The organism is Microcoleus sp. FACHB-1515 (genome assembly GCF_014696105.1).
Taxonomy (GTDB): domain Bacteria; phylum Cyanobacteriota; class Cyanobacteriia; order Elainellales; family Elainellaceae; genus JAAUTJ01.
Window position 1 is genome coordinate 1 of record NZ_JACJPO010000060.1, and the last position, 14,183, is coordinate 14,183.

Sequence of the window (14,183 nt, forward strand, 5' to 3'; positions counted from 1 at the left end):
CTGCCCACCGCTGTCGAGTGCTGCTCAAGCGGCGTGATCTGATCAAGGGGCTAACCAGCTTTCATTGGTGGGCAGCGGCGGTTGGCTGATTAGCAGTGGCACTTAATCATGGGTAATCAACCGGATTTGATATTACATAAGAAATTGATGTTGGAGATTGCTGAAGTACGCGGCTTTTGGATTGGTTAGCAGTCGTTTTCTTATGTAACCGCCCTACATTACCGAACCAGCAGAAGTTACATAAGATCTTCACTTCGCTCTTGCATTCGCTATCCGATCGACGCGCTACTAGCAAGTTCAAGACGGCTGGGTTCGCAGCCGTTAGAATTGGCACATTCGACCACCTACCCTTGTTTGGCTCCGCCATGCCGACGATCGCCATCCGTGAGCATCACGCCACAGCAACCGGATTTGCAGCAGAACTCACGTTTGATGGGCGAGTGCGCTATTTCATCACGATTACCGATCCGTTTGCCAGCGTTCCTGAAGCTGAAGCGTTGCTGGAATGGTATTTCGAGGAGTGGGTTACGTTTCCCTTCATTGACAGAACCAAGAAAGATCAAGCGGTTGCTCAAATCAATGACTACGGACGACAACTATTTGAGCAGGTGTTTCGCGCTGATCCTGATGTTTACAGCGAGTATCGACAATTGCGAAATCAGCTTCATCAAGTGCAGATTGAGATTGAGGGATCGCCGGAGTTTCATGCCCTGCACTGGGAAGCGATCGCAGACCCGCAGTGGCCGAGGCCGCTCGCGATCGAGTGTGTCATCACACGGAAGCATTTGAGGCCGCAGCCAGTGCGAGCCAGTGTGCGTCCTTCTCCAGTTGTCAATTTGCTTGTGGTGACGGCGCGACCGGATGAAGAAAAAGACGTGGGCTACCGCACGATCTCGCGGCCTTTGGTTGAGGCCATTCAGACGGCACAGTTGCGCGTCAACATCGAGATTTTGCGTCCGGGCACGTTTGAGGCGCTGGCGCGGCATTTGCAGCAGGCGGACAAGCAGAACTTCTATCACATCATCCACTTCGACCTGCATGGAATACTGGCAAGCTACGAACACATCCAAGCAGGCATCGCGAAACGTCAGCTTGTTTACCAGATGGGCTATGCTCAGTCGCCCCTGAAAGATTATGAGGGTGTCAAGGCGTTTCTGTTTTTCGAGGGCGATCGTCCCGGTGAGGCGAATCCGGTCGAGGCCGCTGATGTCGCCAATCTGCTGACAGGAGCAGGAATTCCGGTGTGCATCCTCAACGCCTGCCAGTCCGGGAAGCAAATTCGGCAGTCCAGCCGATCGGGGCAGTCCGAAGACCAGCGCGAGACGAGTCTGGGCAGTCGGCTGATGGCAGCAGGGATGCAAATGGTCGTGGCGATGGGCTATTCGGTCACGGTTTCGGCAGCCAAGCTAATGATGGCGCAGGTGTATCGCCAACTGTTCGATCAGCAGGGTATGACCGAGGCGCTACGGCTCGGCAGGCGCGAACTGTTCCACAATAAGCAGCGCCAAGTTTATTTCAACCAGACTGAAGACCTGGAAGATTGGCTGCTGCCCGTCGTCTACTGCAATCAAACGGTGGATCTAAAACTGCGATCGCCTAGCTTGGCGGAAGAGGAGCAGTATTACGAGCAGCTTGAAGCACAATCCTGTTTCACGCCGCCCGAATATGGCATTGTCGGACGCGACTTAGACATTCTCAAGCTAGAGCGAGCGCTACTGCAACATAACGTGCTGCTGGTACAGGGTATGGGCGGCACGGGTAAGACGACGCTGCTGACCTACCTGCGATCGTGGTGGCAAACGACGCGCTTTGCCGATCGCGTCTTCTATTTTGGCTACGACACAAAGGCTTGGACAGTCGAGCAAATCCTGTTTGAAATCAGTAGCCGTCTGTATGGACGCGAAGAGCAAGCCAGGTTCCAGGCCATGAATCCAGCCGCGCAACTGGGCAAGCTGATCAAAACGCTTAATGAGCAGCATCACATTTTGATGTTGGATAATTTGGAGTCGGTGACGGGGCAACCGCTAGCAATTCAAAACACGCTACTCGTTGCGGAGCAAACGAAACTGCGAGATTTTTTGCAGCGGCTGGCGGGCGGCAAAACTCGTGTGGTGTTGGGGTCGCGCAGCCAAGAAGAATGGTTGCAAGATGCGTATCGATCGAACCGCTACGAGCTGCACGGCCTTGACCCACAGGCGCAAACCGAACTTGCCACCAAGATACTCGATCGCCAAGTACGAGACCCGAAACGCATTGCGGCGATCGTGCAAGACCAAGACTTTAAGCGGCTGCTGAAGCTGCTAGCAGGCTATCCGCTGGCGATCGAAGTGGTGTTAGCCAACTTGCAGCGGCAAAGCCCGACCGAGATTTTGCAGGCGCTTGAGGCGGCTGATGTGAGTCTCGATCGAGCCAGCGACGACAAAACGCAAAGCATCCTCAAGTGCGTCGAGTATTCCCATAGTCAACTCTCAGCGGAAGCCCAAAAGTTATTACTCTGTCTTGCTCCCTTCAACGGCATCATCACTCGCAACCACATTGCACAATACATCAATCAATTGAAACAGCTTGAGCACTTTCGTAGTTGTGATTTCAATCAATTTGACATTACTATTGAAGAAGCAATCAAATGGGGTTTACTATCTCCTCATAAGATTGCATCAAGGTTAGAATCAGTTCAGCTAAGATCACTCACAATTCAACCTGTACTTCCCTATTTTCTCAAAACTCGTCTGCGTCAGGAAAGTGCAGAAATGGATCAAGCACTGTGCGAAGGATTCAAAAACTACTATCAAGAATTAGCAGCTAATTATAGAGGATTAATAAAGTCAAAAGATTTGGGACAAAGAAAACTAGGTCTCTTTCTCTGTTATTTGGATTACGAAAACCTCTTTAATGCGTTGCAGATTTGCTTAGAGCAACAACAGAGTATCAAGATTTACTACTGTTTGTTTGATTATTTGGATTCGAGAGGAGATGCACAAAATCAACTGAAGCTATTAGAACTAATTTGGAGCAGAGTGAAGAACACTTATTCTACTAATTTACTATTAACCTCAATTGGCGAGGAAGTAGAACAGGTTCTGCTAGATTTGGGTAACTGCTATATAAATGTTAAAAACTATCAAGCTGCTAAAGATGTTTGTGAAGAGTTAGGCAATTTATTACAGCGAAATATTATTATACCCGAAGAGAGTAGACAGTTTGCTGTCGCTGTTCTTAATTTTCAATTAGGCTTAGCATCCCAGGGTTTGCGACAATTTGATGAAGCCAAAGTATATTACGATCAAGCTCTTGAAGTTTTTGTTAAATATGGCAATCGACGCAACCAAGCAATGGTTTATAATAATTTAGGTGTTCTTGCTCAGGACACAAGAGAGTTAGAGCAAGCTAAGACTTATTACAAGCAAACTTCTGAAATAAATCTTAAAAATGAGGACTATTTCTCGCAGGCAGGAACGTACAATAATTTGGGTGTTGTTGCTTTAAGATTGCAACAGTTTGAGGAAGCCAAGGGTTACTATCAACAAGCTCTTAATATCTATATTCAGCACGATGCTCTGAACAAGCAGGCATTAATTTATAGTAACTTAGGTGTTGTTGCTTTGAAACTTCGGGAATTTAATGAGGCCAGAGCCTGCTACAGACAAGCCCTTGCAATCGGAATTAAATATGCTGATTACTTCTCTCAATCAAGCATTTATCAAGGACTAGGTAGGGTAGCTGAAGAAAAGGGAGAGCTAGACGAAGCTAAAGATTGTTACTTGAGAAGCTTACAGATCGTCATTGAGTGCAACGATGACCATGACTTATTAGCTGCTCTAAATAACTTTGATCGTCTTTATCAATTGGCTCAAGACGAGAGTTTACTAGAAGCAGTCGTAGCTATTTTGAGGCAAGCTCAATTCAACATAACTGTAGAAGAGCTAAAAGTTTTATTTCAACCTAATACATAACACTTACTATAGTGTGTCATTCTGACTAGGTGGCATACTGCTATTGGGTGGGGTTGTGTACTCGCAAAACACATCTAGCCCAATATGCAGCACATACAGCACAATCACTGTCGCGATCGCCGGATCGATCGGCAAGCCCGACATACTCACCAGCGAAACAATCAATCCCGTCAGCAGCGGCGCACTGGTTGGGCTTTTCTTGTACTCCCTCATTTTTGTACGAAAACTGTCATCCTCACCGCATACTTCCTGCCGCACCCGCTTGATCGTTAACTGCCACAGAGAGACGCGATCGCCAAACGTCGGCGGTGCGCCATAGGTCTCTGTCCATAGCGCGTAGAATGCATCTGCAAACGTCTCTTGCTGCTCCAAGGCCGCGATCGCCTTTAGGCCATAGCCCTCGGTTTCCAGCAGCGGTTTAACTGTTTGCAGTTCATCGGGGCGCAGAGCATCAGTCATGGTTGATGACGACAAGTAACTTCGTCTTCGATCGTGTCACACAAGCACAGCCAATGGTAGAGGCGATCGTGCTTTGCTTCCAGCTTGAAAGTTGTGTTTTAGCTATGAGCGGTAATCACCCCGAATTTGCGAATTTCTTATGTAACCACCTTGACTGTTCGATGACACAAATCGATTGCGATCGCATTCATGCTTTTGCCTCGACCAATGCTGCCGCGACGCCAGCCGCGCTCGAAGCCGCACAAGCCACCTTAGGATGCGTTTTTCCACCCTGCTACGTCGCTCTGCTTCAATGCACAAACGGCCTAACGGCTCAGGCAGAACACTATAGCTTGCTGCTGTATAGCACCGATGAACTTGCCGAGCGAAACATCACCTATGAAGTGGCGCAATATCTACCTGACTTTTTGATGATTGGTGATGATGGTGGTGGGCGCGGCATTTTGATTTCACAGGGCAACCTCGACAGCCCTGTCTATCTGATTGGCATGGGCAGTATGCAGTGGAGTGATGCCCGCTGCTTGGCGGTCAATCTAGCTGAATGGATTCAAATCAACTTTGCGATCGACCCGCACTGAATCGTCGCTTGGTTAAACTGAATTATCCAGGCGGTTGACAATGAGGCAATGGATTTATCACGGGAAAAATGGCAGGCCATGTGTTTGAGCGATCGCCAAGTGCTAGCTCGACAGTTGGCGATACAGTTGCCCACAGGTTTCGCGTTCCATTCGATCGAGCGCTACCAACTGGGCGAAGAGGAACATCATGTTGCGCTGTATCAGCAAGGAGATGCGACCTTTACCTTGATTCCGGGCGGCGAAGTGTCGATCGGGTTTGATGCTTACTTGTGGCAGCCCAACATCGATGAACTCGAAAGCTGGCAGGACACCACAGCCGCCTACGATCTGGACATGAGCTTGACGGAACATCTGGCCGCAGCTACCTTGCCGATCCGACAAACCGTGCTGCCTCCCTTACTGATCGAAACCATAGCCAGCGCGATCGGTTGGGAGGCGATCGACAGCAGTGACCCGCAAGTGCAAGACATCTTGCAAGAGTACGGATTGCGGCACGTTGAAGTTGTGCAAGGCAACAGGAGAATTCGCAGTCGCCCAACTGCAAACGGGGAAGTGATTGCCGAACGTGCGACAAATCCCACTCATGCCGAAGTTGCAGCGCAATACAGACGATTTGGCTTTCGATTGCCGACTGCCGATGAATGGGAGTATGTTTGTGGCGGTGGTGCATCCACGCTGTTTCGCTGGGGCGATCATGTTCCTTGCGATCGCTACCCCACCGATGTCAACCCAGAAGAAGCCGCATGGCGACGGCAGTGGGCGCTTTCAGCAGGCGAACTTGAGTATCCACCGCAGGGATTTACAGCAGACTGGATCGCGCATCAGCAGCCGAACGCTTTGGGCTTGTCGATCGCCTCAGACCCGTATCAGTCGGAACTCGTGGCAGAAAGTGGCATCACGCGCGGTGGCGATGGCGGCTGCACCATCTGCGGCGGAGCAGGTTTTTTTGTGGGCTGGCTACCGCTTGCGACTGCCTATTTTGAAGCGCATTCTTGCACATATGATCCGAGCAAGTCGATTTCGGTCGGCTACACGATCGCCCGTCGAGTGCTGGAACTTTCATTCAACTAATTTGCATTTAAGCTTTAGCGATCGATTGAATTTCAACCATTTGAACTGTTAGCAGGCGATCGAACTATGAAAACTCAAACGAACTGGAAACGCTATCAAAATTCGATCGCTCAGCGGCTCGAATCGTATCCGCAGCACTATACTTGCTTTGCCTGCCGCAAAATGTTTCGCAAGCGACTCACCGATGAACAGATGCAGCAATATTGCTCACTTCAAGCGTTCTACGATTCTCAAGCAGTCGCCGATCGGCAGCGTCCGCCTTGTCCGCAGTGTCGCCAACCGATGCTGAACATGGGCATTGGCTTTCAGCCACCCAAACGTCGCGATCGCAAACGCTGGAATGCCCTAGAGCAGCAAGCACAAGCGGGCAAGCGATTTAATTATTGCCCGTCATGGCTTTAGTGGCTGGTGTTGATTGACTATCGCGAAGCAGAAAAGCTTGAACTGATTGCGGTTTCCAACTTCAAAAGTAATCGAGACGAATGAACTGGCAAGAAAGTATTCAGCGTTATGGCTTGCATCCTGCTGATGATGTGCTTCCAGAAATTCGACGGACGTTAGCGTGTGAAATTGAGCTTGAACGATCGCAAGCAGGCGATCGCGAAGACGATTTAGCCCTGCTGTGCTGCGTTCAACTCTTCAGTCGAGGACGGCTTGAAGATGTACTGCTGATCTGGGAAGCAAAGCAGTCAGGATTTGATTTAGCCTGCGCGATCGATGTGCAGTTGCTTTGTGGGGCAGGCTTAGAGCGCACCAAAGAATTTTTGCAAAATCAGCGATCGCCAGAAGCAACTTCAGCCTTAAACTACATCTTAAATTCTGAAGCGGCAGGAGATTTTGTAGACTGGTCTCCCGATCGCTATTTGGACAATTGGTGTCGATATTTCGGCGTGAATAAATCTCAAAGCTGAAGCAATGCAAGTAGGCGTTCAAACTATTATTAAAAAGTCAAATCGAACAAACAGTAAATTCCCATAAATATAAAATTGCTTCCTAAAGATTTCAAAGACTTGAAACCTTTAGCTAGATGTTAAGACAGAGGTGAGCAAACAACATCTTCACCCAATGATCGAAACCCTCACGCTTGAGCAACGACAGCAGTTGTCGCACGATCGCCGTAAAGCAAGAAAACGCTGGAATCAAATGTTGCGATTGACCCAGCCAATCGATCGAGGACAGGCAACAGTGGCGATCGTGCAGGTGTACGCGCATCTGGGGCTGTCTGCACCTAGAATCCTATTTTTCCCCAGTCCTGATGCTGCCTGGAACTCGATTCAGCGCAAACTCTATACGCCGACGCGCCTCCTTAGGCAAGTCTCCATACACCTTAGGCAAGTCTCTATACAATCGATTTAGCTTCCCCTACCAGTCGCACGGTTTCGAGCGCGACGCGAATGGTAGTTCATCCGCTTTTACTCAATAGGGATGGGAATGAGAACGAGGCGATCGACCCAAATTCTGTCAAAATCAACGTCTAAGCTTGAGTTCTGAAGTTGACGAGTTTGCTCGGTCTGTGCGACCAACCGGAAAATTGCAGGTCAGTATAGGACAGGCGAGCAAGACCATTTGCCCATTGCAGCGGAGCAGGCAAACGGCTGGGCTGGTAGGAGAGCGTAGCCGAGTGGCATAGTGCCGTCAGCAGTAAGGACAGTTCAGACAAGCTGTGCTGTCGGGGATTGATGGGAGCGCAAAACTTTACAGGCGTCGTCAGCACGCCAAACTGCGGCGAGGTGCAGGGGTAGAGCGCAGCGAACTCGGAGTTCTGCGGCAGAATCGTTGTACCAGGTTCTGGTTCCGCTGTCGCACGGTGAATTAAGGGCGAACCAGATTTAATGTACTCAATCAGCGTGAAGTCGCAGCCCGCTAATGCCGCCTGGTAAAACTCCAGCCGTTCATGGTGCGGTCTACGGCCATCGCGAATCAGGTACAGATGGCGATCGCCACTCAACGACTGAGCTTGAGCGGCAATCCAAGATAAACCTTCGCGCAAGACTTCAGCCGAGAGCGTTTCATCGGCGTCTTTGCTCGCTCGCCAGTAAGCTTGCAGGTTGCCTTCCGGACTGCTCAGCGTAATCGCGACCACCTTGCCCTGGTTCGTCCCCCCTTTACCGAGATCTAAGCCAATGAACCAGCTTTGACGAAAGTTAGAAAACCCGATCGGTTCTGCCACAAACAGCATCCCATTCGCCTTTGCTAAGGTTGCGATCGCCAGCCCATGCCGGGAGTAAAGCGGGTTGGCGCTGGTGGAATATAGTTGGAAGGCAACGTGCTCTGCGCTCAGATATTGGAGCCACTCGATCGCATCGGTAGGGGGACGATCGCCTTTTTTGCCTTCGAGTGGAAACAGCACGATCGGTTGGCCGGATGCCGAATCCGCCAGAAACGCTTCCAGCGCATTCCCATTGCCCAAATCTGTCAGCGAGACTGAGCAGCGCCAATCTTGCAACACATCTCGAACGGCTGTGCCAATGCGGAGAGCAGCATTGGAATTACGAACGCTGGTGGAGATGACTCCCAGTCGCACTGTGGCAGGTACAGCCGCCGCACTCGATCGCACGGCGCTCAGTAGGTTTCTGGATAGCCCTGGTGGTTGCACCACTTGCGTCAGGGTCAAAGACCGATCGCCAAACTGGTAGTGAACCTGGTGGGCGTGCTGCTCGATCGTGTGATCGCTGTGGCGCTCTAGCGGTTTGTCCACTAGCACCGCGTTGAAGAATGCGATCAAGCGATCGATGCCCGCGAGCATCGGCTGATGGCGCAGCACTTCGGGGTATTTGCCCTTCGAGAACAGTTCATCTGTGGAAAAATAGGTGGGATGGGTTGATCCCGGTTCAAACACCAGTCGAGTCAGGGTAATGCCGATCAGGGTTTCGGTGGGCGATCGGTTGAAGGCAACTCGTTGGAGCTTGTACCCGTTGCGGCAAATGTAGCGTGAATCTGGCACCTGGATCGTTGCGCCATGCCGTTCCCAAACCCGTAGGGCAGTGTCCACGATGTCGTAGTAGTAGGGAGAACCCACTTGCTCCAGACAGCGCTCTAGCACGCTCCGCCACTCATCCGGCTTGGCGCTTACAAGCAAGCGATAGCATTCCCAGATCGGGACAGCTTCACTCATTGCCGCTCTCCGGGTCAATAATCACTTTTGACCAAATCAAAGCCAAATTCATCAAGTAGAGAATTGATCGATTCCACTCGTCCCACTGGCTCAGATCCAGCCCGTGTCCAGTCGATCGATTGCGATGAGTATTGAGCGCAAGCAGGATGAATTTTGGTTTATCATCCGGGTTGTCTGGATCGTCTTCATAGTAAATGAGGTTTTCTCGATCTGCCTTGTAAACGAGGTTCTTAAATGATTGGCGCGGATCTTTGTCTCCAACGATTTTGATAAGTTGTCTTCTGAGAAATTCGTGCGTGTTGCCGATAAATTCGATCGGCTTGGTTAACGGAGGACGCCTGCTGACCCGATCGACAAATGACGCTCGATATTCTTCCTTAACAATTGAACTGGCAATCAGGATGAGTGCCTGCTCAAGCAACTCGATTTCCTTTTGCTTAGTCAAGTCGAGACGACCTGGCAGCACTTCCATGACTTCCGGTTCACTCGCTTGATCGGTCGATCGCTCAAGTTGGGACAGGAGGTGCGTGTGTTCTGCTTGAGAACCGCGTAATTCTTCGAGTGTGCGGTCTTGCTTGGCTGCTACATCTCGAAGCGACTCAAGCACCAGGCGGATTTGTTCCATTTCACTTTGCAGCTTGGCCGGATTGGTATGGCGCTCGTCAGGCGCATCAAATTCAGATGGAAACTCTTCCAACTCATCATCGCCTGTTTCAACAGGCGGTTCAATTCCAGTTGGGCGTTTGGTTTTAGGTCGTCGAATCTCGAAGAGATCGGCATCGTTTTGAAACTCCGCCACCAGCGCTTCATAGGTTGCTGGCTCTTTCAAATACACCCAAGCTTTGCGATCGCCATCCCATTGTCGGCCTGTAATCCGCTTCGCCCGATCGCGATCCTCAGGGTGAATGCGAACCAGAAAATGCGTCGCGTCCTCGGTTACTTCGATCGAACCGGACTTTCCGGCATTGAAATTGAGCGGCATACTCATCTGAGAAACCCTGCATGTTCAAGATTCGGAGGACTCTGGCCGAGCCACACTGAGTGCTTACCGCCATGTTTTTTGTTCAGTTGCAGCGCCAGCGTTGCAAGGCGGAAAAGCCGAGAGGAAACGGGAAAACAATCAGATTGCTTGTTCAAAATATCCTGTTTTGGGATATTTTGCTAGCACCTGTAGCTTGCTCTTCATGAGCGGCTCCGTTTACTCCCAGCGCTACCAAGCATTTCTGCAACGGCTCAAAGCTGCCCGCCGCGCTGCTGGCTTGACGCAGCAAGCAGTCGCAGAACAGCTCAACGTCCCGCAGTCCTACGTGTCTAAATGTGAATCGGGAGAGCGCCGAGTCGATGTGATCGAGCTGACCGAGTTCGCCCTGCTCTACCAGCGATCGCTGACTTATTTTGCTTACGGGCAAGACGACCCAACCGACTATCTCGGCGTTGACCTGTCAACGCCGAGATAGTCGGGCGATCGCAACCCGATCGATTGCCCCTGAAGTTAGACCAGCATCGCAGTCGCCTGCTTGGGACTTGCGCTAGCCAGGCACAGGGGCGATCGCATCAGCAGGGTTCATCCTTGGTGCTGCCTGTGACGCATTGCCATTCCAATTGGCGACACGCTACTTCCAGCCTAGCTGCGAATCCCGAACGGCACGATCGCCTAAGCGCAAGATGGCATAGAAAAGTGGATCAACCCCAGCCAGTCCTGGCGTCGCTCAAGACTTTGCTTGCTCCTGAACGACCCAGTCAATCAGGTCTTCAAATTCGACCGAAGCTGTGTCGAGGTGCGGATTACACAGCACAACCGAGTACGGCGGCACGTAGACCTCGGTCAAGGTTGTGTAAGCGACGCGGTATACATTGAGGTAGGGCAAGGCATCGCGCAGCAATCGAGTGCTTCCCAAGATCCGCCGTTGCGCCAGTGGGTCTACATCCGGTCGAGCCGTTGAGACCATTGCTTGCTGCATCCTCGGTTGCCACAGCTCGGCCTCATACTGCTGCCACCACGCCTCCAGTTGACTGTACAAAGCAGGACTGGTGCTTGGCTCGATCGCGAAGCGCTCCCGGAACGGTATCGCCTCCCAAACCGTAACAGGTGTATGTTGATACGGTCTGACACTGGCGAGGGCGGCGGGCAATAAGGCGGCGATCGCTTGCTGTCTGGTTGTGAGTTGCACATAGTACCCAGCTAAAACTTGCCGCCTCGCTTCCCAATCAACCACCCACTCGGCCCAACCGGACCACGATTGCACCGTGCTTGCCATCTGCTGCATCGGCACCAGTTGGCGCTCGACCCACTCGGTACAACTGAGGCGATCGAGATTCCAAGCCAAAACAGGATCTTGCAGCAACACAACCGTGGTAAACCAGCGCTGCCATACGAGCGGGGTAAGTCCCGCCGCTTGCGCGGCACTGTCGAAGGGAGAATGCTGGTCGAACGGGTACACCTGCAAGCCCGACTGCTCAAGCACCCAGACGCAGAAGTCAACCGCCTCATTGAAGCCGTCCTCGATGTACCAGTTCAGGTCGGGGTTAAGCGTCGAGGGAGGCAGGGATCGCATGGGGAGGGTAGCCAAGTGAGCAGCCGAGCTGATGTTGGCTTGAGTGTAGCGCGATCGGCTGACGCTGTCGCGTCAACTGAGGCATCGGTTCACAGTAGTCAATTCGGTTCAGGCACTCGATCGAGCTAGCTCATCGATCGAATTAATCCCACTACAGCCCAACCACTGGTTCACACACCGACTCAACTCTCCAACAGTTAGTTTGTCTGTACATTGGGTCTTATCCCAACTCTTCAATCAACAGCGTGAGTCGTCCGAGAATTTGAGCCATTCAACCGAGATCGAACACCTGCACGTCCATTGCCCTACCAACGCTCTGCCACGTCCAATAGGGCGATCGGCTTGGGCTGACAAAAGCATCTTGAGCAGTCGGGCAATCGCCTCATTGCGACAATTAGCATCAGAGAGATCACGACCTGCCAAGCAGCATTCCGGCTCAAACACCCTTCTCAGTTCAATGCTCTGATCGCGATGAGTAATTTCTTATGTAACTTCTACTTGTTTGGTGAACCAGTTATATAAGAAACCGTATACAGCGTATGGGTCAAATGTTCTAGCCAATGGACTTATAAATTTTACTAGAACGCCTGAAGAAATCTGCCCCTTTGAAGTTATTTTCAGCTAGAATAAATTCAATTCGATAGCAGTGTACAGTGCATATTGAGCAGCAATGCCGAACCCCCGTCCCAAGACTAAGCACCTGCCCAAACAGCAGACCCAATGGCAGCACCTGCCGACCAAAGCCATTCGTGTACCTGCCTTGCTATCCGATCGCCTGCTGCAAATTGCAAAGGTTCTCGATCGTTATCAGGAGCCACCTGCACACGCCCTGATTGGCGCAGAACTTGAGTTCATCCAGCTTGTTGAACAACTGCATACCCTGTCGATCGACGAGTTAACTCAACTTCAGCAAGCACTACCCCTGATTCTGGAGCAGAAATTTCATGACCAATCACGCTGCTAGTCGATCGAGCATTTCTTATGTAACTTCTGCCGATTGTAGCTACAGTCATTCGTTACATAAGAAATTGCCTTGCCACTTTCGCCTCACAACACCCACTCCGATTTCTTATGTAACTGCTTTACAAGAATTCCAATGACGAAAGTTACATAAGAACGATGCCACCCTCCCATTTTGCAACCTCTACCCCATCAGACGACGAAGCTTACCGCCGCGAAATTTTGGAGTGCTTCCCCAGCCTCAAGCAGAAGCGATCGCTCTCACAGCATCTGCATTAGGCGATCGACCCACTGCCCCAGCACCCTCCCAAGCTCAAGGAGTTGGTTGCATGGCTTGACGCGGTGATCGAAACTGAAGAGGCCGAAGCGCTGGAGGTGCCAGTTCGCGCCGGACGTGAAGTTGTTGAACAACAGCGCGTGGGCAAGACAACCTATCGACTGGAGAAGGTGAAATGCGGCAAGCAGGGATGCAAATGCACAGATGGCGAGTTGCACGGCCCCTACTGGTACAGCTACCGGAAGCAGTCAGGCAAGCTCAAAAGTCAATATGTCGGCAAGCAACTTAAGACAAATGAGACATCGGGCGATCGCCCCGACGAGTAGGATGAGGGCCGCGAGCGACAGCATGGCAACCATTCTCAAGCCAGCACCAACTCAGTCATCGCTCGATGCCGCGAGCGCACAGCGACATCGGTGAAGTTGAAGATACTAGAGAAGCTGACCATTTCGGCCATTCTGACTGCCTTCATAGATTCGCCCAAAGGAGGCGTAGCCATCGCGATGCACACCCCTCGTACCCACTATCAGCAGTTGTGGCAATTTCGCGTTGCCTTGCTTGTAAGCATCGGCGTAGTTGTCCCGCTGGGCTACTGGGTACGCTTCACTCCCGCTGGTGAATGGGGTTGGCTCAGTGACGCTTTGGGCAGCGTGGCCTACGAGGTCTTTTGGATTTTGCTCATCTTACTGTGTTGGCCGCGAGGGTCAATTGCAAAAGCAGCGATCGCGGTATGTTTGGCAACCTGTGCGATTGAATTTCTGCAACTGTGGCAAGCCCCTTTCCTGCAAGCCGTGCGATGGCTACGCCGCCTTCGGGCGACCCGACCCGGATGCCTAATCTTGGGCAACACCTTCAGTTGGGCAGACTTCCCGGCTTACGCGCTGGGTAGCTGGGTCGGCTATGGTTGGGCAAAAACTTTGCAGCGGGCAGTGAGGCGATCGAGCGTGTGAAGCTGGCACCAGCGGACAAACCAGAAGGTGAAATGCCTCGCAGCGGCTTTGTCGTTGTCTAACTCAAGCGTCTTGTGTAACTGAAATTAGCTGTATTTACTGCCAGCGTTACATAAGAAGGTGCACTGACAAGTAAGGGCAACAAATTCCCCTGTGAAATGTCAAGGGGGTAGCCTGTCGCGACAGCACCTTGGCGGGAAGAACACTGAACTTGTCTACCAGCCATCGCAGCGTGAGCAGGTCACCTGAGCCAATCGCCAGCGCG

General features: G+C 51.5%; 14 protein-coding genes. 10 read left to right on the top strand and 4 right to left on the bottom strand.

What is annotated here, in order from left to right:
- Positions 1-365 precede the first annotated feature (365 nt).
- On the top strand, positions 366-3,953 hold the full coding sequence (locus tag H6F67_RS20670) for a tetratricopeptide repeat protein (protein WP_190768536.1): 3,588 nt from the start codon (positions 366-368) through the stop codon (positions 3,951-3,953).
- A 6-nt stretch (positions 3,954-3,959) separates the two neighbouring features.
- Here H6F67_RS20670 and H6F67_RS20675 read toward each other — a convergent pair whose 3' ends face one another.
- Positions 3,960-4,412, bottom strand: a complete 453-nt coding sequence (locus H6F67_RS20675) for a hypothetical protein (RefSeq protein ID WP_190768537.1) — start codon at positions 4,410-4,412, stop codon at positions 3,960-3,962.
- Between the two features lie 161 nt (positions 4,413-4,573).
- On the opposite strand from H6F67_RS20675, the gene H6F67_RS20680 reads away from it, so the two are divergent.
- From H6F67_RS20680 to H6F67_RS20700, 5 genes are all read left to right on the top strand, one after another.
- A complete protein-coding gene (locus tag H6F67_RS20680; protein ID WP_190768538.1) occupies positions 4,574-4,990 on the top strand; it encodes an SMI1/KNR4 family protein in 417 nt (138 codons plus the stop codon).
- A 48-nt stretch (positions 4,991-5,038) separates the two neighbouring features.
- Positions 5,039-6,061: a hypothetical protein gene (locus H6F67_RS20685; RefSeq protein ID WP_190768539.1), complete on the top strand. Its 1,023-nt coding sequence runs from the start codon at positions 5,039-5,041 to the stop codon at positions 6,059-6,061.
- Between the two features lie 66 nt (positions 6,062-6,127).
- Entirely contained in the window at positions 6,128-6,463 is a 336-nt protein-coding gene (locus H6F67_RS20690; RefSeq protein ID WP_190768540.1) for a hypothetical protein, read from the top strand.
- An 80-nt stretch (positions 6,464-6,543) separates the two neighbouring features.
- Positions 6,544-6,972: a hypothetical protein gene (locus tag H6F67_RS20695; protein ID WP_190768541.1), complete on the top strand. Its 429-nt coding sequence runs from the start codon at positions 6,544-6,546 to the stop codon at positions 6,970-6,972.
- 154 nt (positions 6,973-7,126) lie between these two features.
- Positions 7,127-7,417, top strand: a complete 291-nt coding sequence (locus tag H6F67_RS20700; protein ID WP_190768542.1) for a hypothetical protein — start codon at positions 7,127-7,129, stop codon at positions 7,415-7,417.
- A 118-nt stretch (positions 7,418-7,535) separates the two neighbouring features.
- Here H6F67_RS20700 and H6F67_RS20705 read toward each other — a convergent pair whose 3' ends face one another.
- Both H6F67_RS20705 and H6F67_RS20710 read right to left on the bottom strand, forming a co-directional pair.
- Positions 7,536-9,176 carry a hypothetical protein gene (locus tag H6F67_RS20705; protein ID WP_190768543.1) on the bottom strand — a complete coding sequence of 547 codons (1,641 nt, stop codon included), beginning with the start codon at positions 9,174-9,176 and terminating at the stop codon, positions 7,536-7,538.
- Positions 9,169-10,158 carry a hypothetical protein gene (locus tag H6F67_RS20710; protein ID WP_190768544.1) on the bottom strand — a complete coding sequence of 330 codons (990 nt, stop codon included), beginning with the start codon at positions 10,156-10,158 and terminating at the stop codon, positions 9,169-9,171. The genes H6F67_RS20705 and H6F67_RS20710 overlap by 8 nt, the downstream gene beginning before the upstream one ends.
- A gap of 202 nt (positions 10,159-10,360) precedes the next feature.
- Between H6F67_RS20710 and H6F67_RS20715 the strand changes: the two genes are divergently transcribed.
- The gene (locus tag H6F67_RS20715; RefSeq protein WP_190768545.1) at positions 10,361-10,633 is read left to right on the top strand and encodes a helix-turn-helix domain-containing protein; all 273 of its coding nucleotides are present in this window, start codon (positions 10,361-10,363) and stop codon (positions 10,631-10,633) included.
- Between the two features lie 252 nt (positions 10,634-10,885).
- On the opposite strand, the gene H6F67_RS20720 is transcribed toward H6F67_RS20715, so the two are convergent.
- Positions 10,886-11,731, bottom strand: a complete 846-nt coding sequence (locus H6F67_RS20720) for a hypothetical protein (protein WP_190768546.1) — start codon at positions 11,729-11,731, stop codon at positions 10,886-10,888.
- Between the two features lie 670 nt (positions 11,732-12,401).
- Here H6F67_RS20720 and H6F67_RS20725 point away from each other — a divergent pair.
- From H6F67_RS20725 to H6F67_RS20735, 3 genes are all read left to right on the top strand, one after another.
- Positions 12,402-12,695 carry a hypothetical protein gene (locus H6F67_RS20725; protein WP_190768547.1) on the top strand — a complete coding sequence of 98 codons (294 nt, stop codon included), beginning with the start codon at positions 12,402-12,404 and terminating at the stop codon, positions 12,693-12,695.
- Positions 12,696-13,033: 338 nt separating this feature from the next.
- Positions 13,034-13,294 carry a DUF6788 family protein gene (locus tag H6F67_RS20730; RefSeq protein ID WP_190768548.1) on the top strand — a complete coding sequence of 87 codons (261 nt, stop codon included), beginning with the start codon at positions 13,034-13,036 and terminating at the stop codon, positions 13,292-13,294.
- Positions 13,295-13,471: 177 nt separating this feature from the next.
- Positions 13,472-13,918 carry a DUF2809 domain-containing protein gene (locus tag H6F67_RS20735; RefSeq protein WP_190768549.1) on the top strand — a complete coding sequence of 149 codons (447 nt, stop codon included), beginning with the start codon at positions 13,472-13,474 and terminating at the stop codon, positions 13,916-13,918.
- Positions 13,919-14,183: the final 265 nt, after the last annotated feature.